Genomic DNA, 25,010 nt, shown 5'->3' on the forward strand with positions numbered 1-25,010 from the left:
GCTGGGAGGGGAGTCAGGGCTAGACCCCGGCAGCCCTCGTAACAGGCCGCCGGGTGATCGTATCGCTTAAATGTCTTTGGCGATACGCTGGCGGCGTGCCTCGTACAGACAGACGCCGGATGCGACGGAAACGTTCAGGCTTTCAACCGAACCGAACATCGGGATGCTGACCAGCATGTCGCAGGTCTCGCGGGTCAGGCGGCGCATGCCCTCGCCTTCCGAACCCATGACCAGCGCGGTCGGGCCGGTGAAGTCGGCTTCGTACAAGCCTTTTTCGCCGTCGTCGGAGGTGCCGATCAGCCAGATATCGCGGTCCTTCAAGTCGCGCAGGGTGCGCGCCAGGTTGGTGACGGTGATGTAAGGCACGGTCTCGGCCGCGCCGGACGCGACCTTGGCGGCGGTGGCGTTCAAGCCCACTGCACGGTCCTTCGGCACGATCACAGCGTGTGCGCCGACGCCGTCGGCCACGCGCAGGCAGGCGCCCAGGTTGTGCGGATCGGTGATGCCGTCCAGGACCAGCAGCAGCGGCGGGCCTTCGATGGCGTCCAGCAGTTCATCCAGGTTGCGCGCCAGCGCCAGCTGCGACGCGAAGGCGATCACGCCCTGGTGGCGGCGGGTGCCGACGATCTTGTCCAGACGGGCCGAATCAACCGGCATCACGCGCACGCCGGCAGCCTTGGCGTTGGCGACCAGATCCTTCATGCGGCGGTCGTCGCGCCCGATGTCGACAAAAATCTCTTCCACGGAACTCGCTTCATGACGCAAACGCGAGGTCACGGCGTGGAAACCAAAAATCATTTTATTCTTACTCATTTATCGCTTCTTTTTACTTTTTGAGACAGTCTTCGCTGCTCGGGGTGCTACCGGAGCAGCCGCCCCGGCATTAGTCTTGCGGCCGCCGCGCGCGTTGGCGGCAGGCTTGGCGGCAGCTTTGGCCGCGGCCGGTTTGGCGGCGGCTGGTTTGCCGGCGCCGGTCCTGTCGGACTGGCCCTTGGCGACAGCCTTCTGCGGCTGCGCTTTCGGCACGGCCGGACCGGGCTTGATGTTGGTCTTGCGGTCCTTCGATTGCGTATCGGACTTGTCGGCGCGTGGCGGCGGCGCATCGGCCCCGGCCAGGCGCAGATCGATCTTGCGCGCCTCCAGGTCCACCCGCACCACCTGCACGCTGACGCGATCGGTCAGCTGGAACTTCTTGCCGGTGCGTTCGCCGCGCAATTCGTGGCGGGCGTCGTCGTACTGGAAGTAATCGGCGCCGAGGTCGGTGATGTGCACCAGGCCTTCAACGAACAGCTGGTCCAGCTGCACGAAGATGCCGAAGGTGGTCACGCCGGTGATGATGCCGGTGAATTCCTCGCCCAGCTTGTCCTGCATGAAGTAGCACTTGAGCCAGGCTTCGACATCGCGCGACGCTTCGTCGGCGCGGCGTTCGTTGGCCGAGCAGTGCACGCCCAGCGCGTCCCACACGGTCAGGTCGACGGCTTTCTTTTCTTTGCCTTCGGCCTTGTCCTTGGCCTGCTGCTTGCGGGTGGCGTTCGAGACGTTGGTGTTCAGCACGCTGGTGCTGGCCACTTTCGGTTCGTACTTCTTACCCAGCAGGATGGCCTTGATGGCGCGGTGCGTCAGCAAGTCCGGATAGCGGCGGATCGGACTGGTGAAGTGGGCATAGGCCTCGTACGCCAGGCCGAAGTGGCCGATGTTATCCGGGCTGTAGACCGCCTGCTGCATCGAACGCAGCAGCATGGTTTGCAGCAGCGAGGCGTCCGGGCGCTCCTTGACCTGCTTCATCAGCACGGCGTAGTCGCCGGCGGCAGGCTTGTCGCCGCCGTTCAGCGTCAGGCCGACCTGCTTGAGGAAGGTGCGTACCTGCTTGAGCTTTTCAGCGGTCGGGCTGGCGTGGATGCGGTAGGTGCCGGGATGCTTGTGGCGGATCAGCAGGTCGGCCGCGCAGACGTTGGCGGTCAACATGCATTCTTCGATCAGCTTGTGCGCGTCGTTGCGGGTGCGCGGGATGATCTTCTCGATCTTGCCGGACGGGTTGCAGACGATGTAGGTCTCGGTGGTTTCGAAGTCGATCGCGCCGCGTTCGGTGCGCGCCTTCAGCAGTGCATGGTACACCTCGTACAGGTTCAGCAGATGCGGCACGATGCCCGGACGGCGCGCGGCTTCCGGCCCCTTGGTGTTGCCGAGGATGTCGGCCACTTCGGTGTAGGTCAGGCGCGCGGCCGAGTGGATCACGGCCGGATAGAACTGGTAAGCCTTGATCTCGCCCTTGGCGGTGACGACGGCGTCGCACACCAAGGTCAGACGGTCGACCGCCGGGTTCAGCGAGCACAGGCCGTTGGACAGCTTCTCCGGCAGCATAGGAATCACGCGGCGCGGGAAGTAGACCGAGGTGCTGCGCTCCAGCGCGTCGGCGTCGAGCGCATCGTTCGGCTTGACGTAGTGGCTGACGTCGGCAATCGCGACGATCAGGCGGTAGGCGTTGGCGCGGCCGATCTTGACCGGCTCGCAGTAGACCGCATCGTCGAAGTCGCGCGCGTCTTCACCGTCGATGGTGACCATCGGGATGTCGCGCAGGTCGACGCGGTCGGCCAGGTCGGCGTCGCGCACCTGGTCCGGCAGCTTGTTGGCCTGCTTGAGCGCGGCGTCCGAGAACACATGCGGCACGCCGAACTTGCGCACGGCGATTTCGATTTCCATGCCGGGGTCGTCCAGCGAGCCCAGGATTTCAACGATCTTGCCGACCGGCTGCTTGAAGCGCATCGGCTGCTCGGTCAGTTCGACGCTGACTACCTGGCCCGACTTGGCCTTGCCGATCGAGCCTTCGATCAGAACGTCCTGGGCGATGCGCTGGTCTTCCGGCGCGACGATCCAGGCGCCGTTCTCGTTCAGCAGGCGGCCGATGATGTGGGTGTTGGCGCGGCTGACCACCTCGACGATGGTGCCTTCCGGACGGCCGCGGCGATCGACGCCGATGACCTTGGCCAACACGCGGTCGCCATGCAGCACTTTCTGCATTTCTTTTTCAGGCAGGAACAGGTCTTCGCCCGGCTCGTCCGGGATCACGAAGCCGAAGCCATCTTTATGGCTGGCGACGCGGCCGGCGATGAAGCCGGTTTCGGTGGCCAGCGAGAAGTGGCCGCTGTCGTCGGAGACGATCTGGCCGTCGCGCTGCATGGCGTTCAGGCGGCGCGACAACACGGCCTGGGCCTCGGTCGCGACCTTCAGCGACTTCGACAGTGCGCGCAGATCGAGCGGCGCCTTGGCGCTGCGGAAGATGCCGAGAATTTCCTCCCGGCTGGGAATGGTATGGGTAGATTGGTTCAAAAGTATTTCTGTAGTTATTATTGACAGTGTTCAGAGGAAATCCGGCCTGGCAAAATCGTTAGGTGCATATATATGACACGACGACAGGCATAGTGTACTTGGAAACGCCCTGATTGACTAATTTGCGGCCGGCTTTGCGAATTCAGGCGGATTTTTTATGTTGGGGCATTTGACATCCCGCAAAATTCCTCTATAATCTTGGTCTCTCGCAGCGACAATGTTGAAAAACGGCGGCAAAGTGAGAAAATGCTAGACAGGGTTGATGTGCAGTAAGGAGCGAAAGCTCATCTGGCGCAAAACTCTCCCCGTCGTTATAATAGCAGAGTTGTTGAGAAGCATCAGTGCCCACGTGGCGGAATTGGTAGACGCGCATGGTTCAGGTCCATGTGCCGCAAGGTGTGGGGGTTCGAGTCCCTCCGTGGGCACCACAAAATTCCGCAAAAAAGCCGCAACGCCCTTAAAACAGGTCTGCGGCTTTTTTCATTCCTGCGCGCCTACAGCTTGGACAGGAAGCGGCCGATCAGATTGAATATCCGCTCCTCGTTGTCGCTACCCTGCTGGATGGGCAGATCCCACAGCGCGGCGGTGGCGATGGTCATGCGCAAGTCCGGCACCAACATGGCCAACTGCCCGCCAAAACCGTAGGCCGTGATTATCTGATGGCCGCCCAACATGCCGCGCCACCACAAATAGCCATAGCCGACATCGCTCATATCCCCTATCGGGCCGATATGGACGTGATTGACAAAGCTCTCGTTCAGCCAGGCGGCCGGCACCACGGACTTGCCCTGCCACATGCCGCCATCGAGCGCCATCCACGCCAGCTTCATCATGTCCCGCGCCCGCAGCTGTAAGCCGAACGAGCCAAGTATCGTGCCGGTCGCATCGCGCTGCCAGGCCACCTGACGGATGCCGAGCGGCGCAAACAGATTGCGCGTGGCGACCGCCAGCGTATCCTCGCCATAAGCATCCGCAACGATGGGCGACACCAGATGCGAGACCGCGCTGTTGTAGTTCCAGTACGGTCCGTTCGGCCCCAGCGCCGCCACCGGCAGGCCCAGCGCCAGACTGGTCAGGTCGGGAGCATGCAAGAGTTCCTGCATATGGACGTCCTCATCCCACTCCAGTCCGCTGCGCATGCGCAGCACCTGGGCCAGCGTGACACCGCCTGCCACCGAGCCCCGCACCTTGGCCATTTCCCTTGGCAGCAATTCACCCAGCGTAGCCGTGGCGCCGCGTATCTTGCCGTCACGGATGGCCTGCCCGGCCAGCAGGCTGCTGACGGTCTTGGTGGCCGAGCGGATATGGCGCAGGTCGGAGGACTTGCCGTCGGCGTAGTAGCGCTCGCCGATCAGGGTGCCGTTGCGCACCACCAGCAAGCTGCGCATCTCCGGGATCTGCGCGCCCTCGGACAACAGGCTTTGCATCGCGGCGGCCGCCACACCCTCGCTTTCCGGCGTCGCCGTGCGCCAGTCGTCGTCGATGATCGTCGATCCGACCACGTTTTCCGGCCCGGCGCCATTGCCGGAATTGCCGCCGCCTCCGCAGGCGTTCAGCAAGGGAACGCCCAGGCCCAGCATCATCACATCGCGTCGCGTAACCATATCTGCCCATCACAAAAAAAAGTGGGACCGCCGCGTGTGCAACATGCGGCGAGTCGATGGGGACGATGCTATGCCAGAGGTGTGGCGAACAGAGAGTGCCGAAAGTCATGCATGCCGGACCAGGGCGGACTTATTCCGGCGCCGTACTCCACTCCAGCTTGAGATGCGTGCCGATCTCGCGCAGCAGCTCCCGCTCGTCGACCGGCTTGCTGAGGAAGGCGTTGGCGCCCACCTGGCGTGAGCGCTCCTCCTCTTCCGGGGTCGAACTGGCGGAAATGATCAGCACCGGCATGGTGCCGGTGCGGGCGTCGGCACGCAGGCGACGCGTGGTTTCAATGCCGTCCATGCCCGGCATGACCATGTCCAGCAACACCAGGTCCGGCACGCCGGACTGCGCCTGCAGCAAGCCGTCGGCGCCGTTGTCGGCCTCGAGCATGCGGAAGTCCAGCGCGCCCAGCAAATCGCGCAGCAAGGCGCGGTTGGTGGCGACATCGTCCACCACCAGGATGGTCTTGCGTGGCCCCAGGTAGCCGGTGGCGTTGTGGCCGTCGCTGCTGATGGCCGCTGGCGCCGCCACCACCGGCATCGCCACATCGAACCAGAAGCGGCTACCCGTCCCCAGCTTGCTCTCCACTTTCAGCTCGCCGCCCATCAGCCGCACCAGCTGGCCGCTGATCGCCAGGCCCAGCCCGGTGCCGCCGGCGCGACGCGAGGCGTCGCCCACTTGTTCGAACGGACGGAAGATGGCGTCGATATGATCGGGCGCGATGCCGATGCCGTCGTCGTGCACCTCGAAACGCAGCGCGGCGACATCGGCCGCGGCGCCGGGCCGGGCGGGCAGCGGCAGCACGCGCAAGCGTACCGTGCCGCGGTCGGTGAACTTGACGGCGTTGCCCAGCAAATTCAGCAGCACCTGGCGCAGGCGCGTTTCGTCGACGCTGATCGCCTCCGGCAAGCCGGCCGCCAGCTCCAGCTCGAAGTTCAGCTGCTTCTGCTCGGCGCGCACGCGCACGCGCATGATGTCGGCCACCACCGTCAACAGATCGGCCAGCACCACCGGCTTGGGATGGAAGTCCATCTTGCCCGCCTCCACCCGCGACAGGTCGAGCACGTCGTTAATCAGCGCCAGCAGATGCTGGCCGCCTTGCTGGATCGTGCCGACGCCGCTCTTCTGCGTCGGCGTCAAAGCCTTGTCGCGCTTGAGGATCTGGGTGTAGCCGAGGATGGCATTGAGCGGGGTGCGCAATTCGTGGCTCATCGCCGCCAGGAAGGCGCTCTTGGCGCGGTTGGCCACTTCGGCGCGCTCCATGGCGATGCGCAGCTCGGCATTGGCGCGCTGCAGTTCGGCGTTGACCGCCTCCAGCTGCGCCGGACTGGGAATGCGCAGCGCCACCGGCACCAGCCGCACCAGCACGATGGCCGTCACCACCGAGGCGGCGGCGGTGATCGTCTTCAATATCACCGACAGCCAGTAGTCGGGATGCCAGATCACCCAGATGTCGGCCACGTGGGTGCTGCCGCAGGCCAGGATGAAAACGCCGAAGGCGATGAACATCCAGTCGAACGGCAAGTCGCGGCGCTTGCGGATAAAGTACAGCAGCGTGATCGGAATGGTCAGGTAGGCCAGCGCGATCAACGCGTCGGAGATCACACTCAGCCACAGGATCGACGGCGTCCAGAGAAAACAGTGCCCGTGCGGCATGAAGCCCTGGCTACCGAACCAGCTACTCATCGTATCCATCGCCCAACTCCTTTGCCTCAGTGACGGGGCCAGCATGCAGGAGCTTACGAAAGTGTGAGCAAACAAGCAAGCAGCAAATCACGCGTGTGGTCCGGTGCAATCTTTATCAAAAATCAGCATTTCGCTCTTGACGGCGCCGTGCCGCTCCCCTATGATTCTGGCCTCTGTTGCAGCATACGCAGCAGAGAGCAGCAAAGCAGTAACAGTGCCCACGTGGCGGAATTGGTAGACGCGCATGGTTCAGGTCCATGTGCCGCAAGGTGTGGGGGTTCGAGTCCCTCCGTGGGCACCACAAAATTCCGCGAAAAAGCCGCAATGCCCCTAAAAAGGTCTGCGGCTTTTTTTCATTTCAGCGTCGTTTCACGATGCCCTTGACGGCGGCGGCGCCATGCGGCATGATGCTGCCTCTGTTGCAGAACACGCAGCAGAGAGCAGTAACAGTGCCCACGTGGCGGAATTGGTAGACGCGCATGGTTCAGGTCCATGTGCCGCAAGGTGTGGGGGTTCGAGTCCCTCCGTGGGCACCAACAAATTCCGCAAAAAAGCCTCCATCGAGCTGAAAAGCAGATGGGGGCTTTTTTCATTGCCCCTCGCCCTCCCTTGCTGAAATTATTTCATAAAAGCACGAAAACTCTATTGACGAGGTGCCAGCCCTCCTTTAAGATTCGGGCCTCTGTTGCAGAACACGCAGCAGATAGCAGTAACAGTGCCCACGTGGCGGAATTGGTAGACGCGCATGGTTCAGGTCCATGTGCCGCAAGGTGTGGGGGTTCGAGTCCCTCCGTGGGCACCAAAAATTCCGCAAAAAAGCCTCCCATCAGGCAGAACGCGCTCAAGATCGCGCTCTGTCCAGATGGGAGACTTTTTTCATTACAGCGCCGCTTTGACGGCGTCCGCCAAGGTGATGGTCGGGCGGCCGATCAGCTTGCCCAGCGTGCCGCTGCGATCATCCAGCGCACCCTTCGCGGCCTGCGCATCCGAATCGGAAATTAACTCAGCCAGCGCCGCCGGCAGGCCTACACCCACCAGCATTTCGCGATACTCCTGCTGCGGCAGATTGTGGAAAGGGATGTGCTTGCCCGACTGGCGCGACACTTCGGCCGCCAGCTCGCCCAGCGTGAAACCGTGGTCCCCCGCCAGCTCATACACTTGCTCGACCGCCTGCGTGCTGGTCAGCACCGCTGCCGCCGCGTCGGCGTAATCGGCACGGGCGGCCGCTGCGATCCGCCCTTCCCCGGCGCCGCCGGCCAGCGCGCCATGCGCCAGCGCCCCGCCCAGGCCGCCCGTGTAGTTTTCCACGTACCAGCCGTTGCGCAGCAAGCTGTACGGCAAGCCGGAAGCGCGCACCGCCGCCTCGGTCTCGCGGTGCTCGGCCGCCAGCGCCAGCGGCGAGGTGTCCGCATGCAGCACGCTGGTGTAGGCCAGCAAGCCGGCCTTGGCGCGCACGGCGGCGTCGATGACGTTGCGGTGCTGCTGGCCGCGCTGACCCAGTTCGCTCGATGAAATCAGCAGCACCTTGCTCGCGCCCTGGAAGGCGGCGTCCAGCGAGGCCGGATCGGTGTAGTCGGCGCGCCGCACCTGCACGCCTTGCGCGGCCAGGTCGGACGCCTTGGCGACATCGCGCACGGCGGCGACGATCTGCGCGGCAGGGACGGTTTTCAGCAGGCGGGCGATCACCAGGCGGCCCAGTTGGCCACTTGCACCAGTAACGATAATCATATTGTTTTCCTTCGAATAGGCTGCCGCGGGGAGGTTTCCGCGCGGTTGGGTCTATAATAGGACCTATACTTACGAATTGTAAGTACGTACAATTTGGTAAGTACCCCTAACCAGAGAAGGAAGCATATGAAGCCAAGCCAATCCAGCCGGTCCCTGCGCAAGGCGCTGGCCGGCAACCTGGGCAACCCGCGCGCCCACGTGCTGGCGGCTGAATGTCCGTCGCGCGCCGTGCTGGGCCACATCACCAGCCGCTGGGGCGTACTGGTGCTGGTGGTGCTGCTGGACGGCACCCACCGCTTTAGCCAGCTGCGCCGGGAGATCGGCGGCGTCAGCGAGAAGATGCTGGCGCAGACGCTCGACGCGCTGGCCACCGACGGCATGGTGCTGCGGGTGGCGCATCAGGTGGTGCCGCCGCATGTGGAATACAGCCTCACGCCGCTGGGGCGCCAGGCCGCCGAGCGGCTGGAAGTGCTGGTCGACTGGATCGAAGACAATTTCCCGCTGATCCGGCAGGCCCAGGAAGAGGCGGCGCTGGAGCCGGCCTGAGCCCGCAGAAAGGCTTGACCCGGCCCGCCCATCCTGTGACACTGGCTGCTATCACGTACTGCGGAGCGGATACCCTTACCCATGATGCAGCCGTCACTCCCCCACCAGCCCAACATCGTGTTGATAGCCACCAACACGAACTACGATCTCGCCCTGCTCCGTATCATGCTGGCCCACCACGGCCTGGGGGTCGAGCTGGTACGGCGCGGCGACGAGGCGCTGGCGCTGGCCGCAGGCGGCCAGGTCGCACTGGCGCTGCTCGACGTGGCCTTGGCCGGCAGCGCGCGGCTGGAACTGTGCCAGCGCATGCGCGCCGCCTGCGGCGACAAGCTGCCGGTGTTCCTGCTGTCCGGCAGTCCCAGCCCCGACGAGCGCGAGCGCGCCAGCGAAGCCGGCGTCAACGCCTACCTGCCGCTGTCGCTGCCCACCGAAGACATCGCCGAGCGCGTGCTGCTGGAGTTGAAGGCGATCGCGCCAGCCCCGCCGGCGGCCGATATGCCGACCATGGCGACGCTGGAAGTGAACTACCATCACATGCTGTCCGGCTCGCCGGACGCCATCCTGCTGATGCAGCGCGGCAGCAACCGCGTGCTGGACGTCAACCGCCAGACCCGCATCCTGTTCGGCAGCACCGAAACCGAGCTGGTGCAAACCACCCTGCCCGCGCTGTGCCCGGCGCAGCAGCCCGACGGCCGCAGCTCGGCCGCGGCCTTCGACGCCTACGTCGACCAGGTGATGGCGGGCGGGGTCCAGATATTCGAGCTGACGGTGCTGCACAGTTCCGGCCGCGAGATCCCGTGCGAGCTGCGCATGGTGCCGCTGAACACGCCCGAACACCGCCTGATGCATGTGCGCATCGTCGACATCAGCAGCCGCAAGCTGGCCGAGCAGCTGCGTGACGGCAAGAACCAGGTGCTGGAAATGATCGCGCGCGGCGCGCCGCTGGCCGACACGCTCGAACGCCTGACCCTGTTGATCGAATCGCAGGCGCCGCCGGTGCTGTGCACGGTCATGCTGGTGGCGCCGGACGGCGTCACGCTGCTGAGCGCCGCCGGCCCCAGCATGCCGGCCGACTACCTGGCGGCCATCCACGGCCTGCCGTCCGGCCCGGTGGCGGGCTCCTGCGGCACCGCCGTGCACCGCAAGGAGACGGTGGTGGTCAGCGACACCTACCACGATCCGCTGTGGGCGCCGTACCAGGAGATCGCCGTCCAGTACGGCCTGCGCGCCTGCTGGGCCATGCCCATCCTGCTCGACCCCGGCACGGTGCTGGGCAGCTTCGCCATGTACTACCGCGAGCCGCGCAGCCCGACCGAGGATGACCGCCGCCTGATCAAGGCCGCCAGCCACCTGGCCGGCATCGCCATCGCCAGCACCCGGCGCGAGGCCGAACTGGTGCGTCACCGCGAACACCTGGAAGAACTGGTGCAGGCCCGCACCGCCGAGCTGGTGCGGGCAAAAGAGGAAGCCGAGCACGTCAACGAGGAACTGACCACGGCGCTGGGCAACCTCAGCCTGACGCAGGAAGAACTGGTGCGGCGCGACAAGCTGGCGGCGCTGGGCGCGCTGGTGGCCGGCGTGGCCCACGAGCTGAACACGCCGATCGGCAACTGCCTGACCATGGCCGGCAGCATGAGCGAACGCACGGCCGAGCTGCGGCGCGACCTGGAGGGCGGGCTGCGGCGCTCGGTGCTGGAAGTCTATCTGCAACAGGCGGCCGACGCCGACGCCGTGGTGCTGCGCAACCTGAACCGCGCTGCCGCGCTGGTGGCCGGTTTCCGCCGCATCGCGGTCGACAGCGCCAGTTCGCAGCGCAGCCGCTTCGTGCTGGGCGACCTGGTGGCCCAGTTGCTGCAATCGTCCCAGCCCGCGCTCCGGCAGCATGGACTGGTGCTGGTCGAGGAGGTCGAGCACTGGCTGGAGCTCGACAGCTATCCCGGCCCGCTGGTCCAGGCGCTGGAAAACCTGATCGACAACAGCATCACGCATGGCTTCAACGGCCGCAGCCACGGCACCATCACGATCCGGGCGCAGGACATCGGCAACGGCCAAATCGCCATTTCGGTCGGCGATGACGGCGACGGCATCCCGAGCGCCAATCTGCCGCGCATCTACGATCCCTTCTTCACCACCCGGCTCGGCGCCGGCGGTTCCGGCCTGGGTTTGTACATCACGCACAACATCGTCACCGGCGTGCTGGGCGGGCATATCGACGTCGTCAGCCAGCTCGGCGCCGGCACCACCTTCACCATGCGCCTGCCAAGGGTAGCCCCGCTTTGAAAAGGCGTTTCAAATGACCGTGGCGTCGTTGCGGCTCCTAGCCACGCCCATTTGAAACACCTTCTGCGCCGGACTCAACAATTTTCCTTCGCGCAATTATTGCAGCCGTATAATAGGTTGTATCAGACCGGCAAACAGCCGGCGCCTAGCGGAGAGACCAGTCCTGTGCACCCACGTCCTGCCCAGCCTGCGAAAATGGAAATGGCGACCCTGCGTTGCGAATTCAGCGACGCCACGGTCGAACGAGCATTCCTGCGCCATCACCTGACCATGACGCAGGCGCAGCTGCGCGTGACGTTTGTCTTTTGCTCCCTGTTCTACCTGTGCTTTGCCGCCACCGACGTCATCTGGCTGGGCTACAGCCTGCGCACCGCGGTGCTGGCCAGCGCGCGCCTGCTGGTGGCCGCCACCGCGCTGGGCAGCCTGGTACTGCTGCGGCGCCGGCCCGACTCCATCCCCATTACGCGCGGCGTGGCCAGCATGGTCGAGATGGCCGGCGCGGCCGGCTTCCTGCTGATCGCCGCGCTGCGCCCAAGCGAGTTTTCGCTGCACGCGATCTCGATGTCCATCGTCGTCATCGTGATCTACATCTACATTCCGAACCGCCTGCTGTACGCGGCCGCGATCGCCGCGCCGGCCACGCTGGGCTTCATCGTGCTGGCCCAGCAGCTGGGCGACCTGCGCCGGGTCGAGCTGGCGACCATGGCGGCGCTGCTGGTGCTGACCAATGTGTTCGGCTACGTGGCCGCGCGCCGCTACCAGTTGCTGTTGCGCGACGAATACAGCGCGCAGACGGTGCTGAAGAACCTGTCGGTGCGCGATCCGCTGACCGGCTGCTACAACCGGCGCCACCTGCACGAGCAATTGCTGGAGACGGAAATCTCGCGCGCCCAGCGCTACCGGCTGAGCCTGACGGTCATCATGAGCGACCTGGACCACTTCAAGGCGGTCAACGACACCTACGGCCACAACGGCGGCGACGCCGTGCTGCAACGCTTCGGCGCCCTGCTGCAATCGATGACGCGCGACAGCGTCGACAGCGTGGTGCGCTACGGCGGCGAGGAATTCCTGCTGATCCTGCCGGAGACCGACCTGGCCGGCGGCGTCCTGCTGGCCGAGCGCCTGCGCCACGCGCTGGCCGACACGCCGGTCGCCTACGAAGGCCAGCAGATCCACATCACCGCCAGCTTCGGCGTGGCCAGCGTCGACTTCGCGACCTCCACCCACGAAGCCCACCTCAACATGATCGCCTCCGCCGACGAATTGCTGTACGCTGCCAAAAACGGCGGCCGCAACCGCGTCTGCTCGCGACAACTGGTATAAAACATGATCTACATCAAACGATACGCGCTGGCCGCCGTCATGCTGGCCCTGTGCAGCGGCAGTCTCAACGCCGGTCCGGCGCCGTGGTACAAGTGGCGCAGCAAGATCGACAACTACCTCAGCTGCTCGCAGACGCCGCTGGGGCCGGGCTGGGAAAAGGACTCCGGCCCCTATAAAGATAGCCGTTGCGAAAAGTTGGTTCTTGCTAAATAATGGGGTCGCAATAACAGGGGGAACCCCGGGGCATTACTGGCTACATTTCATCATCTTGAGGAGACTGTATGTTTACAAATCCCGAACAATTTGCCAACGCCACCAAAGCACTGTTTGAATTTCAGCTCGAAACCTTCAACAGCCTGACCAGCAAAGCCGTGCAAGGCGTCGAGCAAGTCGTCGCCCTGAACATGGCCACCGCCAAAAACCAGCTGGAAGACGGCCTCGCCGCCGGCAAGGAAATCAGCCAAACCACCGATCCCAAGGCCGCCATGTCGCTGGCCGCCGCCAAGATGCAACCGGGCGTGGCCGGCGCCGCCGCCTACAACCAGCAACTGGGCAGCATCATCGCCGAGATCCGCGAAGAATTCACCCGCGCCGCCGACGCCCACATGACCGAAGCCAAGAGCACGCTCAGCGCGCTGATCTACGACGTCACCAAGAACGTGCGTCCCGGGTCCGAGAACGCGGTGGAGATCGTCAAGACCGCGATCGACAACGCCTTCAGCGGCTACGAGCAGGTGACCAAGGCCACCAAGCAGGCGGTCGAAGCGGTGGAAACGCAAATCGCCAAGGCCAGCGCGCTGGTCGATCAAAACACCGTCAAACCGGCCAAGGCCGCGAAAAAGTAAGCAGGTTCAACTCCCCGCACCAGCCAGGCCCGCGCGCCTGGCTTTTTATTTTGCTGGGCGCGCGCCGCTAAATGCGATACGCTGTACATAAACACAGTTATCGCAACAGCTCACTCCGGCAATGATCAAAGTCCTAGAAAATCCCTTGTACTACCTGGACAACTTCCAGCAGGTACTGGCGTGGATAGGCGGGCGCTACGACGACTTGCTGACCGCCGAGGAACGCAGCTTCCTCGCCGCCTTCCCCACCCTGCCGCAAGCCTCGCGCGCGCTGTTCGTGCGCATGGTGATGCGCAAGGGGACGGTGTTTCGCGCCAGCAAACTGGCCTATGCGGAGATCGGCAGCACGCATGAAGCCGCCCGTCCGCTGGCGGCCCTGGGCCTGATCGAGGAAGACCCCGCGCTGGACCTGAACCAGCTGTTCGAGCTGCTGCAAAAGCCCGAGATCGGCCATATCTTCCAGCTGCCCCCGCACCTGCGCCAGCTGCGCAAGGCCGAGCAGCTGGAAGCGCTGCGCGCGCAGCATGAAGGCCAGCACCGCTACTCCAGCTGGCACCAGGGCTCGGGCGACCACTGCTACCGCAACCTGACGCAGGAACTGTGCGACCGCCTGCGGCTTATCTTCTTCGGCAACTACCACCAGGACTGGACCGAGTTCGTGCTGTCCGACCTCGGCATCTACCAGTACGAAAAGGTCGACTTTTCGCCGGCCGCGCGCGGCTTCCGCAGCCGCCGCGACATCGACGACTTCCTCGCGCTGCACCGCTGCCACGAGCGCTTCATCGAAGGCGAACCACCTGCCGACGTGATCGGCGACCTGCCGCCCTGCCCGGCCGACAACGAATGGCTGCGCAGCCGCCGCGACAAGCTGATCTTCCAGATCGCCCAGCACCTCGAGAAGCAGGCCGACTGGCCGGCCGCGCACGCGCTGTACGCCGGCTGCAACTACCCCGGCGCCCGCGCGCGCGCCGTGCGCGTGCTGGAAAAAGACGAGCAGCCGCGCGCCGCCTTCGAGCTGCTGCAAACCGCGCTGCAAGCGCCGGAAAGCGAGGCCGAACGCCAGCAGCTGCTGCGCATGCAGCCGCGCCTGGCGCGCGAGCTGGGCCACGCCAAGCCGGCGCCGCACGCGCCCGCGCAAGCGCTGCGCATCGACCTCAGCCTGCCGCCGCCGCCGGAACCGAGCTACGTCGAGTTCGTCGTGCGCGACCACCTGGCGCGCGACGACGCCCCGGTCTACTACGTCGAGAACGCGCTGATCAATTCGCTGTTCGGCCTGCTGTGCTGGGACGCCGTGTTCAGCCCGATACCGGGCGCCTTCTTCCATCCCTACCACCGCGGCCCGGCCGACCTGCACAGCGCCGACTTCCAGCGCCGCCGCGCGCAGCAGTTCGCCGCCGCGCTGGCGCAGCTCGACAGCGGCCAGTACCGCGCCACGATACGCGCCAACTTCGCCGCCAAGGCCGGCATCCAGTCGCCCTTCCTGTACTGGGAGGCGCTGGACCCGGCGCTGCTCGACCTGGCGCTGGACTGCATCCCGGCGTTGCACCTGAAGCGCGCCTTCGAGCGCATCCTGGCCGACATCAAGGCCAACCGCAGCGGCTTCCCCGACCTGATCCAGTTCTGGCCGGCCGAGCGCCGCTACAACATGATCGAAGTCAAAGGCCCGGGCGACCGCCTGCAGGACAACCAGCTGCGCTGGATCGATTACTGCGCCACGCACGACATGCCGATCTCGGTCTGCTACCTGCAATGGGCGGCATGAGCGCACCCAGCTACACGATCGCCGTGCGCGCGCTGTGCGAGTTCACCGCCAAGACCGGCGACCTCGACCTGCGCTTCACGCCCTCGCCGACGGCGCAGGAAGGCATCGCCGGGCACGCCGTCGTGACGGCGCGGCGCGACGACGATTACCAGACCGAAGTCGCGCTGGCCGGCGGTTTCGGCCCGCTGCGCGTGCGCGGCCGCGCCGACGGCTACGACAGCCGCGCCCGGCGTCTCGAGGAAATCAAGACCTATCGCGGCGACCTGAAGAAGATGCCGGACAACCAGCGCCAGCTGCACTGGGCGCAGGTCAAGATCTACGGCCACCTGTTGTGCGCCGACCAGGGACTGGACCGGATCACACTGGCGCTGGTCTACTTCGACATCGGCAGCCAGAAGGAAACCGTGCTGCAGGAAGAGCACACGGCCGCCAGCCTGCGCATCTACTTCGAACAGCAATGCACACTGTTCCTGCAATGGGCGCAACAGGAAATGGCGCACCGCGCCGAACGCGACCTGCAACTGAAGGCGATGCGCTTTCCGCATGCGGACTTCCGCCCCGGCCAGCGCCAGCTGGCCGAAGCGATGTACAAGGCCAGCAAGCGCGGCGTGTGCCTGCTGGCGCAGGCGCCGACCGGCATCGGCAAGACCGTCGGCACCCTGTTCCCCATGCTCAAGGCGAGCGCCGAGCACGGCGTCGACAAGCTGTTCTTCCTGGCCGCGAAAACCTCGGGCCGGCAGATGGCGCTGGACGCGGTCGACGTGATCCGCACAGGCGCGCCGCTGCTGCCCTTGCGCACGCTGGAGATGGCGTCCAAGGCCAGCGCCTGCGTCAACCCGGACAAGGCCTGCCACGGCGATTCCTGCCCGCTGGCCCAGGGTTTCTACGACCGCCTGCCGGCCGCGCGCCAGGCCGCGCTCGACATCATGCTGCCGCCGGCATCCGCCGACGCCGCCCCCACCCTGCTCGCGCTGGACCGCGACACGCTGCGCGCGGTCGCGCTGGCGCACCAGGTCTGCCCCTACTACCTGAGCAGCGAGATGGCGCGCTGGTGCGACATCGTCATCGGCGACTACAACTACTACTTCGACCTCAGCGCCATGCTGCACAGCCTGACGCTGCTGAACGACTGGAAGGTCAACGTGCTGGTGGACGAGGCCCACAACATGGTCTCTCGCGCGCGCAAGATGTATTCGGCCGACATGGAACATGCTTCGCTGCGCCTGCTGCGCAAGCTGGTCCCCGAAGAACTGAAGAAGCCGCTGGACCGCGTGCACCGCCAGTGGAACCAGCTGGAAAAAGACCAGTCGGCCGAATACCAGTCCTACGCCGCGCTGCCGGAAAAATTCATGGGCGCGCTGCAAACGGCGGCCACCGCCATCTCCGACTACATGGCCGACCATCCCGCGTATGTCGATGCGGATTTGCAGGCCTTTTATTTCAACGCGCTGCTGTTCACGCGGCTGGCCGAAAGCTTCGGCGACCACGCGCTGTTCGATATCGAGAAGTCGGAAGGCGCGCGCGCCAGTCATGCCAATTCCGTGCTCTGCCTGCGCAACATCGTGCCGGCGCCCTTCCTCAAGCCGCGCTTCGAGAGCACCCACAGCACGGCGCTGTTCTCGGCCACGCTCAGCCCGTGGAACTACTTCGGCGACATGCTGGGCATGCCGGAGAGCACGGCCTGGGTCGACGTCGAATCGCCGTTCGTGGCCGAGCAGCTGTCGGTGCAGGTGGCCGCGCACATCTCCACGCGCTACCAGCACCGCCAGCAATCGCTGCGTCCGATCGCCGAGCTGATGGGCGAGCAGTACCGCCGCCAGCCGGGCAACTACCTGGCCTTCTTCAGCAGCTTCGACTACATGGACAAGGCCGCCAGCGCGTTCGCCGAACGCTATCCCGACGTCCCGGTGTGGCGCCAGTCGCGCCGCATGGACGAGGCGGAACGGGCGCAGTTCCTGGGCCGCTTCACGCTCGACAGCGAGGGCATCGGCTTCGCCGTGCTGGGCGGCTCCTTCGGCGAGGGCGTCGACTTGCCGGGCGCGCGCCTGATCGGCGCCTTTGTCGCCACGCTGGGCCTGCCGCAGATCAACCCGGTCAACGAGCAGATCCGGCTGCGCATGGACGCCATCTTCGGCGCCGGCTACGACTACACCTACACCTTCCCCGGCATGCAGAAGGTGGTGCAGGCGGCCGGCCGCGTGATCCGCACGCAAGCGGACCGCGGCACCGTGTACCTGATCGACGACCGCTTCGGCCGGCCCGAAATACAACAGCTGATGCCTGCATGGTGGCGTGTCGAAACGGCCGCCAGCCCGTGACTACATCGTTGCTAGCAAGACGATAGCGATATGCAATCAACGGGCGGCGGCAGGTCTGCTATATTTTGCTCACATGAGACCCAGGGAAAATACGCGCCTGTCGAGCGCGATTCAACAAGCCGTCGTCATCGACGCCACGATGGGGGCGGTCCATGCCTGGGCCTATCTCAGCGCGCTCGAAATCCCCAATCACACCATCTTGCGGGTACTCTCCAGCCCCCGCAAACGGCGCGTTTCCGACCCGCTGCCGGAGGTGCAACTGGCTACTGAATGACCGCGCGGATCTTCTGGTAGCCGCTGCGGCTGACCGGCACCTTGGCGCCATCCTTGAGGATGGCGACATAACTGTCCTTGGTGGCCTGCTCGATGCGGTCGACCCAGGCGATGTTGACGATCCACGAGCGGTGGATGCGCAGGAACTGCTGCGCATCCAGCTGCTCTTCCAGTTCCGCCATGCGCTGGTTCTTCAGGTAGGACTTGCCCTCCGAGCGTATCTGCACGTAGTCGTCCTGCGCCTCGATGACCTCGATCTTGTCGCTGTTGATGACGTGGACCTTGGCGCCGTCGCGTATCAGCACGCGGCCCAGCGGCTTGTTGCGGCCGGCCGCCTCGCGCACCATGCTCGCCAGCGCGGTATCGCCCTCGCTCTTGCCCTCGCTCTTGCCCACGCCTTTATCCAGATTGGCGCGCGCATGCGCCAGCGCCTGGTCGAAGCGCTGCTGGCTGAAAGGCTTGAGCAGGTAATCGAGCGCGTGGAACTCGAAGGCCTTGATCGCATACTGGTCGAAGGCGGTGGCGAAGATGTAGTGCGTTTTCGCGCCTGCCAGTTCGGCCACTTCGAAGCCGTCCAGCTTGGGCATCTGGATGTCCAGGAACACCAGGTCGGGCGCCAGCTCGGTGATCGCCTTGACCGCCTCGAAACCGTTGGCGCATTCGGCCACCACCTCCACATCCGGATGCTCGGCCAGGTACTCGCGCACCACGCCGCGCGCCAGCATTTCATCGTCGACGATAATCACACGCATGCTCTACTCTCCCTCTTCGCCTGTTTGCGCGGGCATCGCGATGTCCACGCCAAAGCTGTTGTCGATACGTCCCCAGTGGATGCTGGCTTCGTGCTTGTAGGCGCCGGACAGGCGCTGGCGCACATTGCTCAAGCCGATGCCGTGGCCGTCGCTGCGGATCGCCGCCATGTCCGGGTCGACCGGATTGTCGACGCGGATGTGCAGCATCGAGCCGGCACGGCGCGCCGTCACCCTTATCGTGCCGCCATCGGGCATATTGCAGATGCCGTGCTTGACGGCGTTCTCCACCAGCGGCTGGATGATCATCGGCGGCACCAGGCAGGCGGCCGCTTCGTCTTCGACCAGCTCCTCCACCCGCAGGCGGTCGCCGAAGCGCACCTGCTCGATCGCCAGGAAGTGGCGTATCAGCCGCATCTCCTCGCCCAGCGCGACTTTTTTATGCGCCTCCATGCCCAGGCTCTGGCGAAAGAAGCTGGCCAGTTCCAGCGTCATGCGGCGCGCCGCCTTCGGGTCCTGCGAAGTCAGCGCGCTGATCGAATTGAGGCTGTTGAACAGGAAGTGCGGATCGATCTGCGTGCGCAGCATGCGCAGCTCGGCCTCCTGCGCCATCAGCAGCGATTCCAGCTCGCGCTGCTCGGCGCTCTTGGCGCGCACGAATTCGATCACCAGGTAGTGCAGCGCCGCCGCGAAGCCGTACAGCAGGATGCCCAGGCCGACGATCAGCGCCGACAGCTGCGGGCTGAAGGCGATGCCGGCCCACGAGACATCGAGCATCAGGCAGGCGCCGTTCCAGGCCCGGCCCACCGTCAGCCACAGGAAGCCCGACACCACCGCCGCCACCGTCAGCACCAGCGCGGTGGCGGCGGGCCTGCTGCCGCCCAGCGGATAGGCGCGGCACAGGTAGTAGGACGAATAACCCGCCGCGAACGCGTACAACAGGTTCAGCGGAATCGCGAACATCATGGCGTTGGCGGCCGGCGCGTCGTTCGCCAGCGAGATCACGCCGCCCAGCGCGATCCCCAGGAACAGCCACACCAGCAGGTAGATGGTGATGCCGCGCCGGCTGGAGGAAATCTCCTGCATGCCTAGTTACGCACTTCCAGGCCGCCCATGATGGCGTAGCCGCGGATGATCAAACGCTTGTCCGGCGTGGCGGGAGGCACGGTCTTTTCTTCGAAGCCGCCCATGATGGGCGTGCCTTGCAGGACCACGGTCCAGTCGATCGGCACCTTGATGGTGATCCCGCCGAACATCGCGAACACATTCAGCACCGCCTCGCCGTTGATCGAGCTTTGGCGCAAGTCCAGGTCGCAGCCGCCCATCACCGTGGTGATCTCGCCGCCGCGGAAATCCGGCGACGTAATGCGGCGCTTGAAGCCGCCCATGACGGCCGTGATGTTGATGACGGCGTCGTTGCTGCTCGTGTCCTGCAGGTCGCCGCGCTGCTCGAACAGCCAGCGCTTGTTGGGAGAGCGGAACACCACCGACAGGCCGGCGGCGATCAGCAGCACCGGCCACAGCGAGCGCCAGCTGATCGAAATGAAGCCGGTTTCCTTCAGCAGGATCATGCCGCCGACCAGTATCAGCGCGCCGCCGACGACGGCGCCGGACGGCGACCGGGTTTGCAGCACCTTGAGGATGCCGAAGAAAATCAGCGCGGTGGGCCACAGGTGCAGCGTGAATTCCAGGTCCAGCCAGCCGAGGTTATCGAGCAGGAAGATCATGCCGACCGCCACCACGAACAGGCCGACGACCATCTGCGAGGCCGGATTCCTTTGACGTTTTTCGTTGAACTTGTCTCTCATTTCGGCTCCTTGGTCGCTGCGAAGATATTGTCCAGCAAAGGCCGCAACAACATGCCGACGCCGGTGGCCACCACCAGCGCGGGCCAGGTTTCGCCGAAGCCCAGGCCCCAGATGTGGTTGAACGATACGTACCACCATCCGGCGAAGAAGATCTCCCACAGGCCGCTGAGCAAATAGCGCGGCGTGGTCGGCGGGATGATTTTGGTGAGGCCGGAAACGACCAGCAGCCAGGGCCACCAGCGCCAGAAGTTCATCGGGTTGAAATCCAGTTCGATAATATCGGCGCGGTCCAGCAGCAGCACGCAGCCGAAGATGATCAAGCCGGTACCCCAGACGATTTGCTGGCGCCAGCGGTAAGCGGTGTGAATACTCATGTCAGTCCCCCAAGTCGGTATGGATATAACAATACCGGGGAACGGCTGGCGGGGAAACCGCTATTCGGCGAATGGCGGAAAAGGGACGGTGAACGGCGAAAAGGGATCAGGAGCGGCCGTTGCCGACCTTGGCTTCGAACATCAGCATGCCCCAGCCCAGTTGGCGCCGGATCTCTTCCGGCGTAGGCGGCGGCTTGACTTCATGCGAACGGCGCTCCAGGTAGGCGCGCACCAGAAACTTCGATGGATGAGTAGTCTGCGACATGATGGCCTCCCGGCAGCGACGCATTATTGTTGGTGCCGGTACTCGAGGCTACCGGCTCACCTGCTGCCCGATTCCTCACCGGGTTGGATCCGGGAGTTGCATCAAGCACGCAGGACCAGTGTAGCGCCGCACCGGAGGGCTATCTGTACGGCGCCGCACACTGGCTACTCAGAGCTTCTGCTGCAAGAACTCGAGGAAGCAGCTGATGCGCTGGGCCAGCTGCGTGTTGCGATAGTAGACCGCATGGATCTGCTGGCAGTAGCCGGTGTTGGCGTCGACCAGGATGGGCACCAGGCGGCCCGCTTCGATGTCGGCGCGGGTCATGAAGTCGGCCAGGCAGACCACGCCCTGTCCGGTCAGCGCCAGCTGGCGCAGCGTCTCGCCGCTGGAGGCGGCGATCGACGGCGTGATCGGCAGGCTGTTGCCGGCCGCATGGCGCAGCGGCCAGTTGTTGCCCTGCTCGTACTGGGCGAAGCCGATCAGCGAATGGCGCGCCAGGTCCTGCGGCGTTTCCGGCGTGCCGTGGCGGCGCAGGTAGTCCGGGCTGGCCAGCACGTGCAGCGGGCTCGATGTGAGCGCGCGCGCGTGCAAGGTCGAATCGGTCAGCGTGCCGATGCGGATGGCGATGTCGGTGCGGTGTTCGATCAGATCGGTGATCTGGTCGTTGCTGCTCAATTCCAGCTTGATCTCCGGGTACATGGCGCGGAACTCGGCCATGTGCGGCACCACGCAATGCAGCATGAACGGCGACGCGGCGTCCACGCACAGGCGCCCGGCCGGCTTCTGGCGGCGGATGCGGATCGACTCCTCGGCTTCTTCCATGGCGCCGAGGATGGCGCGCGCGCGTTCGAGGAACAGGTGTCCCTCTTCGGTCAGTTCCATGCGGCGCGTGGTGCGCGTCAGCAGCGACGTCGCCAGCTTGTCCTCCAGCCGCGACAGCGCGCGGCTGACGCCGGACGTGGTCTGGCCGAGGTGGACCGAGGCGGCACTGAGGGTGCCGCTGTCGATCACGGTGATAAACGTTTTCAGGTCGTCGGAATTAATATCCACTGGTGCTCTACTCTCGAAATCCAACAGTTGTACAGGTGCTTCACGCTACATACAGCAAGACCGCGCCGAAATGGCAGGCGCTGCCGCCCAGCACAAACAAGTGCCAGACGCCGTGGCCATAGCGCCATTTGTGGTCGGTGACAAAGAAGGCGATGCCCACCGTGTACACCACGCCACCGGCCGCCAGCCAGGCGAAGCCGCTCCAGCCCAGCGCGTCGATCAGCGGGCTGGCGCCGATCACGCCCACCCACCCCATCGCCACGTAAATGAGCAGCGACAGGACGCGCGCGCCCTTGGCAAACCAGATTTCCTGCAAAATGCCGATCAGTGCCAGGCCCCAGACCACGCCGAACAGCGACCAGCCCCACGCTCCCCGCAGGCTGACCAGCGTGAACGGCGTGTAGCTGCCGGCGATGAGCAGGTAGATGGCGCAGTAGTCCATCTGCCGCAGCACATCTTTGGCGCGGCCGCGCAGGCTGTGATACAGCGTCGACGTCAGGTACAAGCCCAGCAAGGTGACGGCATAAATGCTGAAGCTGACCACCTTCCAGACGTCGCCGGTGCGCGCCGCCAGCACAATCAGCAAGGTGCCGCCGATTGCCGCGAGCGCGGCGCCCACGGTGTGAGTGATGCTGTTGAAGCGCTCTCCGTAATACATATGTGTTTCCAATACAGTGAGGCAGCGGCGGAAGGCTGCGGCCCCAAGCATTGTATAGCGCATTGCATAACGGTGTTGCCGGCTTCAAGCGAAGACCCACGCCACGCTACCTTGCGGACTGTCCGGCACGACCGTACAGAATTAGCAATTAGCAAAAACTTAATCGTAACATATAGAGAATTAATATAAAGCAATGTTACAAATTTTTAGACAACAGATTGACTGGCTTGCGACATGTGTCGCATAATGATCCTATCTGTCGCAAAGAGGCCTCACCATGTCCACGTCCCTCCCTATCCCGTCCGTCAGCGAGCTGACCTTGCTCAAGGCACTATGGAAACAGCAACCGCTGAGCGCGCGCGAACTGCATGACGCCGTCGCCGAAGAGCTCGGCTGGTCGTTCTCATCCACCCGCAAGACGCTGGACCGCATGCTCGACAAGCAGATGCTGGCCCAGCACGCGGCGCACGGCGTCAACGTCTACAGCGCGCGGCTGGAAAAAGTCGGCACGCTGGCCGCCTTCGCCCGCGATTTCGGCACCCGTGTGATGGAAATGGCGGCGCCGCTGCCGGTCACCATGTTCACCGGCAGCAAGCTGGTGGACCAGGCCGAACTGGCGCAGCTGGAGCAGATGCTCCAGGACTGGCCGTCCGACGAGGCCGGCAAGCCATGATGCTGGCCTATGTGATGCTGTTCAAATGGATGCTCGCCAGCGTCAGCTGCCTGCTGGCCGGCGCGCTGGTGTGGGCGCTGCTGGCGCTCGCGCTGCGCCGCTGGCCGGCCTTGCTGCCGCGGCGAGCGCTGTGGCTGGCGGCGCAAGCGGTGACGGCCGGCGCCGCGCTGCTGGCGTTGGTGCCGCACAGCCCGCAGCACAGCCTGGCGCCGACGGTGACGCTGAGCGCGGCCGAATCGTCGGCCATCCGCGCCGGCTTGCCGGCGCTGACGGGCGCCGTGCAGGATCGCGCATCCGCCGCCGATTCGACCGAACCGGACGCCGCCGGCGGCGATCTCGACCTGCCGCCGCTCACCCTGCTCCTGCCCGCCCTGTGGACCTTGGCGTACGCGGCCGGCCTGGCGTGGATGCTGGCCCGCCGGCTGCGCGCGCGTCGCGTCTGGCGCGGCTTGCTGGCCAGCGCCCAGCGCCTGTCGCCGCAGGACCTGCTGGCGCACGGCGCCTTCGACGGCGCCCAGTTGGCGGACATCGCCCGCCATCGCCTGACCGTGATGGAAACCGACGCCGCCATTTCGCCGATGCTGGTCGGCGTGCGGCGCCCGGTGCTGCTGCTGCCGCGCCACCTGCGCGGTTTCAGCGCCGAGCAGCAGCACATGGTCATCGCCCACGAGCTGCACCACTGGCGCGCACGCGATCCGCTGTGCCTCGGGGTGGCGGCCTTGCTGCAAACGGTGTTCTGGTTCAATCCGGCGCTGCGCTGGATGAACGCGAAAATGGAATGGGCGCTGGAACTGATCTGCGACCAGCGCGTGCTGGCGGGCCGCCCGCAACAGCAGCGCAAACAGTACGCCGCCGCCCTGCTGCTGCAATGGAAAGCGCAAACGGCCGCCATGCCGACCGGCGGCGTGGCCTTCGGCGGCATCGATGGCGCCACCGCCGCCGCGCGTATCCGCCAGATGCAGCAGGCGGCGCTGCCGGTGCTCAGCAGCGCGGTCGCCTGGAGCGTCGCCGCGTCGATGGCCGCCGTGCTGGCCGGCGGCGCCATGCTGCAACCGGCGCTGGCCTTCAACGCCGCCCAGCAGCACGACGCCGCGCCCCCGGTGACAGCGCCGGTCGGGCATCCCGCCGAGACTGCGGCAGCCTCCGAGGCTGCGGCCACCGACGCCGCCTGGCGCTACCCGCTGGACAAGATGCGCGTCACCGGCGTGTTCGGCGTGCGCCGCACCGTGCTGGTGACGCCGCACAAAGGCATCGACATCGCCGCGCCGGCCGGCACGCCGGTGCATGCGGTGGCCGGCGGCGTGGTCGTCAGCGCCGGCGTGCTGACCGAGAACGCCGGCCGCTACGGAAAAACCGTGGTCCTGCAGCACGGCGCGCAACGCAGCCTGTACGCCCACCTGACCAGCATGAACGTCAAAGCCGGCGCCACGGTGGAAGCCGGGCAGCAGATCGGCACCGTCGGCGAAACCGGTTTCGCCACCGGCCCGCACCTGCACTTCGAAGTCCGGCAGGGCGAGGAATTCATCAACCCGGCCACCAGGCTGGCCAACCTGGACGCCTATACCACCAAACGCGCCTTGCGCCTGCGCCAGCAGCAGCAAGGCTACTAAGCCCACGCCACCGATGTCCGCCAGCCGCAGCCTCCACGCTGCGGCAGGGGGGACTGTCGCCCGCGTTTTTGAAGACAAGGAAGAA

At 65.3% G+C, this 25,010-nt stretch carries 21 protein-coding genes and 4 tRNA genes; 13 read left to right on the forward strand and 12 right to left on the reverse strand.

Annotation, left to right across the window (positions count from 1 at the left end; translation table 11 throughout):
• Nucleotides 1–66 precede the first annotated feature (66 nt).
• Together rlmB and rnr are read right to left on the reverse strand one after the other, a co-directional pair.
• A complete protein-coding gene (rlmB, locus tag RUGAMON1_RS10550) occupies nucleotides 67–813 on the reverse strand; it encodes a 23S rRNA (guanosine(2251)-2'-O)-methyltransferase RlmB (protein WP_070359161.1) in 747 nt (248 codons plus the stop codon).
• Nucleotides 814–3,327: a ribonuclease R gene (rnr, locus tag RUGAMON1_RS10555; RefSeq protein WP_445230470.1), complete on the reverse strand. Its 2,514-nt coding sequence runs from the start codon at nucleotides 3,325–3,327 to the stop codon at nucleotides 814–816.
• Nucleotides 3,328–3,670: 343 nt separating this feature from the next.
• On the opposite strand from rnr, the gene RUGAMON1_RS10560 reads away from it, so the two are divergent.
• Nucleotides 3,671–3,755 (forward strand) — tRNA-Leu (locus RUGAMON1_RS10560).
• A gap of 66 nt (nucleotides 3,756–3,821) precedes the next feature.
• Here RUGAMON1_RS10560 and RUGAMON1_RS10565 read toward each other — a convergent pair.
• Together RUGAMON1_RS10565 and RUGAMON1_RS10570 are read right to left on the reverse strand one after the other, a co-directional pair.
• On the reverse strand, nucleotides 3,822–4,931 hold the full coding sequence (locus RUGAMON1_RS10565) for a serine hydrolase domain-containing protein (protein ID WP_445230471.1): 1,110 nt from the start codon (nucleotides 4,929–4,931) through the stop codon (nucleotides 3,822–3,824).
• Between the two features lie 130 nt (nucleotides 4,932–5,061).
• Nucleotides 5,062–6,672 carry an ATP-binding protein gene (locus RUGAMON1_RS10570; protein ID WP_445230472.1) on the reverse strand — a complete coding sequence of 537 codons (1,611 nt, stop codon included), beginning with the start codon at nucleotides 6,670–6,672 and terminating at the stop codon, nucleotides 5,062–5,064.
• A 207-nt stretch (nucleotides 6,673–6,879) separates the two neighbouring features.
• Between RUGAMON1_RS10570 and RUGAMON1_RS10575 the strand changes: the two genes are divergently transcribed.
• The 3 genes from RUGAMON1_RS10575 (at nucleotide 6,880) to RUGAMON1_RS10585 (ending at nucleotide 7,465) form a co-directional block, all read left to right on the forward strand.
• Nucleotides 6,880–6,964: transfer RNA gene (locus RUGAMON1_RS10575), tRNA-Leu, on the forward strand.
• A gap of 150 nt (nucleotides 6,965–7,114) precedes the next feature.
• Nucleotides 7,115–7,199, forward strand: a tRNA-Leu gene (locus RUGAMON1_RS10580).
• Between the two features lie 181 nt (nucleotides 7,200–7,380).
• Nucleotides 7,381–7,465 (forward strand) — tRNA-Leu (locus tag RUGAMON1_RS10585).
• 77 nt (nucleotides 7,466–7,542) lie between these two features.
• Here the strand turns inward: RUGAMON1_RS10585 and RUGAMON1_RS10590 are convergent.
• Nucleotides 7,543–8,391 carry an NmrA family NAD(P)-binding protein gene (locus RUGAMON1_RS10590; protein ID WP_445230473.1) on the reverse strand — a complete coding sequence of 283 codons (849 nt, stop codon included), beginning with the start codon at nucleotides 8,389–8,391 and terminating at the stop codon, nucleotides 7,543–7,545.
• A gap of 126 nt (nucleotides 8,392–8,517) precedes the next feature.
• Here RUGAMON1_RS10590 and RUGAMON1_RS10595 point away from each other — a divergent pair, with 126 nt between their 5' ends.
• From RUGAMON1_RS10595 to RUGAMON1_RS10625, 7 genes are all read left to right on the forward strand, one after another.
• A complete protein-coding gene (locus tag RUGAMON1_RS10595; protein ID WP_445230474.1) occupies nucleotides 8,518–8,937 on the forward strand; it encodes a winged helix-turn-helix transcriptional regulator in 420 nt (139 codons plus the stop codon).
• Nucleotides 8,938–9,018: 81 nt separating this feature from the next.
• Nucleotides 9,019–11,217: an ATP-binding protein gene (locus tag RUGAMON1_RS10600; RefSeq protein WP_445230475.1), complete on the forward strand. Its 2,199-nt coding sequence runs from the start codon at nucleotides 9,019–9,021 to the stop codon at nucleotides 11,215–11,217.
• Nucleotides 11,218–11,418: 201 nt separating this feature from the next.
• Nucleotides 11,419–12,540, forward strand: a complete 1,122-nt coding sequence (locus RUGAMON1_RS10605) for a GGDEF domain-containing protein (RefSeq protein WP_445230476.1) — start codon at nucleotides 11,419–11,421, stop codon at nucleotides 12,538–12,540.
• A gap of 3 nt (nucleotides 12,541–12,543) precedes the next feature.
• Nucleotides 12,544–12,753 (forward strand): hypothetical protein, encoded by a 210-nt coding sequence (locus RUGAMON1_RS10610; protein WP_445230477.1) that lies wholly within the window; start codon nucleotides 12,544–12,546, stop codon nucleotides 12,751–12,753.
• 68 nt (nucleotides 12,754–12,821) lie between these two features.
• The gene (locus tag RUGAMON1_RS10615) at nucleotides 12,822–13,385 is read left to right on the forward strand and encodes a phasin family protein (RefSeq protein ID WP_445230478.1); all 564 of its coding nucleotides are present in this window, start codon (nucleotides 12,822–12,824) and stop codon (nucleotides 13,383–13,385) included.
• A gap of 121 nt (nucleotides 13,386–13,506) precedes the next feature.
• Complete coding sequence (locus RUGAMON1_RS10620) at nucleotides 13,507–15,147, forward strand: VRR-NUC domain-containing protein (protein WP_445230479.1); 1,641 nt, start codon at nucleotides 13,507–13,509, stop codon at nucleotides 15,145–15,147.
• Nucleotides 15,135–17,465, forward strand: a complete 2,331-nt coding sequence (locus RUGAMON1_RS10625; RefSeq protein ID WP_445230480.1) for a helicase C-terminal domain-containing protein — start codon at nucleotides 15,135–15,137, stop codon at nucleotides 17,463–17,465. The genes RUGAMON1_RS10620 and RUGAMON1_RS10625 overlap by 13 nt, the downstream gene beginning before the upstream one ends.
• A 263-nt stretch (nucleotides 17,466–17,728) precedes the next feature.
• Here RUGAMON1_RS10625 and RUGAMON1_RS10630 read toward each other — a convergent pair whose 3' ends face one another.
• The 7 genes from RUGAMON1_RS10630 to trhA all read right to left on the reverse strand — a co-directional run bounded on the left by RUGAMON1_RS10630 (nucleotide 17,729) and on the right by trhA (nucleotide 22,642).
• Nucleotides 17,729–18,490, reverse strand: a complete 762-nt coding sequence (locus tag RUGAMON1_RS10630; RefSeq protein WP_445230481.1) for a LytR/AlgR family response regulator transcription factor — start codon at nucleotides 18,488–18,490, stop codon at nucleotides 17,729–17,731.
• Between the two features lie 3 nt (nucleotides 18,491–18,493).
• Nucleotides 18,494–19,573: a sensor histidine kinase gene (locus RUGAMON1_RS10635; protein WP_445230482.1), complete on the reverse strand. Its 1,080-nt coding sequence runs from the start codon at nucleotides 19,571–19,573 to the stop codon at nucleotides 18,494–18,496.
• 2 nt (nucleotides 19,574–19,575) lie between these two features.
• Complete coding sequence (locus RUGAMON1_RS10640; RefSeq protein WP_445230483.1) at nucleotides 19,576–20,295, reverse strand: LiaF transmembrane domain-containing protein; 720 nt, start codon at nucleotides 20,293–20,295, stop codon at nucleotides 19,576–19,578.
• The gene (locus RUGAMON1_RS10645; RefSeq protein ID WP_445230484.1) at nucleotides 20,292–20,669 is read right to left on the reverse strand and encodes a LiaF transmembrane domain-containing protein; all 378 of its coding nucleotides are present in this window, start codon (nucleotides 20,667–20,669) and stop codon (nucleotides 20,292–20,294) included. The genes RUGAMON1_RS10640 and RUGAMON1_RS10645 overlap by 4 nt, the downstream gene beginning before the upstream one ends.
• 106 nt (nucleotides 20,670–20,775) lie before the next feature.
• Nucleotides 20,776–20,934, reverse strand: coding sequence for a hypothetical protein (locus RUGAMON1_RS10650; RefSeq protein WP_445230485.1), 159 nt, complete (start codon nucleotides 20,932–20,934; stop codon nucleotides 20,776–20,778).
• A gap of 168 nt (nucleotides 20,935–21,102) precedes the next feature.
• Nucleotides 21,103–21,984 carry a LysR family transcriptional regulator gene (locus tag RUGAMON1_RS10655; protein WP_116989818.1) on the reverse strand — a complete coding sequence of 294 codons (882 nt, stop codon included), beginning with the start codon at nucleotides 21,982–21,984 and terminating at the stop codon, nucleotides 21,103–21,105.
• A 40-nt stretch (nucleotides 21,985–22,024) separates the two neighbouring features.
• Nucleotides 22,025–22,642: a PAQR family membrane homeostasis protein TrhA gene (trhA, locus tag RUGAMON1_RS10660; protein ID WP_445230486.1), complete on the reverse strand. Its 618-nt coding sequence runs from the start codon at nucleotides 22,640–22,642 to the stop codon at nucleotides 22,025–22,027.
• A 277-nt stretch (nucleotides 22,643–22,919) separates the two neighbouring features.
• Here trhA and RUGAMON1_RS10665 point away from each other — a divergent pair, with 277 nt between their 5' ends.
• Together RUGAMON1_RS10665 and RUGAMON1_RS10670 are read left to right on the forward strand one after the other, a co-directional pair.
• Complete coding sequence (locus tag RUGAMON1_RS10665) at nucleotides 22,920–23,315, forward strand: BlaI/MecI/CopY family transcriptional regulator (RefSeq protein WP_445230487.1); 396 nt, start codon at nucleotides 22,920–22,922, stop codon at nucleotides 23,313–23,315.
• A complete protein-coding gene (locus RUGAMON1_RS10670; RefSeq protein ID WP_445230488.1) occupies nucleotides 23,312–24,925 on the forward strand; it encodes a peptidoglycan DD-metalloendopeptidase family protein in 1,614 nt (537 codons plus the stop codon). Before RUGAMON1_RS10665 ends, RUGAMON1_RS10670 begins: the two co-directional genes overlap by 4 nt.
• Nucleotides 24,926–25,010: the final 85 nt, after the last annotated feature.

It is taken from the genome of Duganella rhizosphaerae (assembly GCF_040364205.1).
GTDB classification, from domain to species: Bacteria; Pseudomonadota; Gammaproteobacteria; order Burkholderiales; family Burkholderiaceae_D; genus Rugamonas; species Rugamonas rhizosphaerae.

Bases quoted from the DNA above. Each gene is read 5' to 3' on its own strand.
- rlmB (WP_070359161.1), bottom strand. From the start codon at position 813: ATGAGTAAGAATAAAATGATTTTTGGTTTCCACGCCGTGACCTCGCGT.
- RUGAMON1_RS10565 (WP_445230471.1), bottom strand. From the start codon at position 4,931: ATGGTTACGCGACGCGATGTGATGATGCTGGGCCTGGGCGTTCCCTTG.
- RUGAMON1_RS10570 (WP_445230472.1), bottom strand. From the start codon at position 6,672: ATGGATACGATGAGTAGCTGGTTCGGTAGCCAGGGCTTCATGCCGCAC.
- RUGAMON1_RS10590 (WP_445230473.1), bottom strand. From the start codon at position 8,391: ATGATTATCGTTACTGGTGCAAGTGGCCAACTGGGCCGCCTGGTGATC.
- RUGAMON1_RS10595 (WP_445230474.1), top strand. From the start codon at position 8,518: ATGAAGCCAAGCCAATCCAGCCGGTCCCTGCGCAAGGCGCTGGCCGGC.
- RUGAMON1_RS10600 (WP_445230475.1), top strand. From the start codon at position 9,019: ATGATGCAGCCGTCACTCCCCCACCAGCCCAACATCGTGTTGATAGCC.
- RUGAMON1_RS10605 (WP_445230476.1), top strand. From the start codon at position 11,419: ATGGCGACCCTGCGTTGCGAATTCAGCGACGCCACGGTCGAACGAGCA.
- RUGAMON1_RS10610 (WP_445230477.1), top strand. From the start codon at position 12,544: ATGATCTACATCAAACGATACGCGCTGGCCGCCGTCATGCTGGCCCTG.
- RUGAMON1_RS10615 (WP_445230478.1), top strand. From the start codon at position 12,822: ATGTTTACAAATCCCGAACAATTTGCCAACGCCACCAAAGCACTGTTT.
- RUGAMON1_RS10620 (WP_445230479.1), top strand. From the start codon at position 13,507: ATGATCAAAGTCCTAGAAAATCCCTTGTACTACCTGGACAACTTCCAG.
- RUGAMON1_RS10625 (WP_445230480.1), top strand. From the start codon at position 15,135: ATGGGCGGCATGAGCGCACCCAGCTACACGATCGCCGTGCGCGCGCTG.
- RUGAMON1_RS10630 (WP_445230481.1), bottom strand. From the start codon at position 18,490: ATGCGTGTGATTATCGTCGACGATGAAATGCTGGCGCGCGGCGTGGTG.
- RUGAMON1_RS10635 (WP_445230482.1), bottom strand. From the start codon at position 19,573: ATGCAGGAGATTTCCTCCAGCCGGCGCGGCATCACCATCTACCTGCTG.
- RUGAMON1_RS10640 (WP_445230483.1), bottom strand. From the start codon at position 20,295: ATGAGAGACAAGTTCAACGAAAAACGTCAAAGGAATCCGGCCTCGCAG.
- RUGAMON1_RS10645 (WP_445230484.1), bottom strand. From the start codon at position 20,669: ATGAGTATTCACACCGCTTACCGCTGGCGCCAGCAAATCGTCTGGGGT.
- RUGAMON1_RS10650 (WP_445230485.1), bottom strand. From the start codon at position 20,934: ATGTCGCAGACTACTCATCCATCGAAGTTTCTGGTGCGCGCCTACCTG.
- trhA (WP_445230486.1), bottom strand. From the start codon at position 22,642: ATGTATTACGGAGAGCGCTTCAACAGCATCACTCACACCGTGGGCGCC.
- RUGAMON1_RS10665 (WP_445230487.1), top strand. From the start codon at position 22,920: ATGTCCACGTCCCTCCCTATCCCGTCCGTCAGCGAGCTGACCTTGCTC.
- RUGAMON1_RS10670 (WP_445230488.1), top strand. From the start codon at position 23,312: ATGATGCTGGCCTATGTGATGCTGTTCAAATGGATGCTCGCCAGCGTC.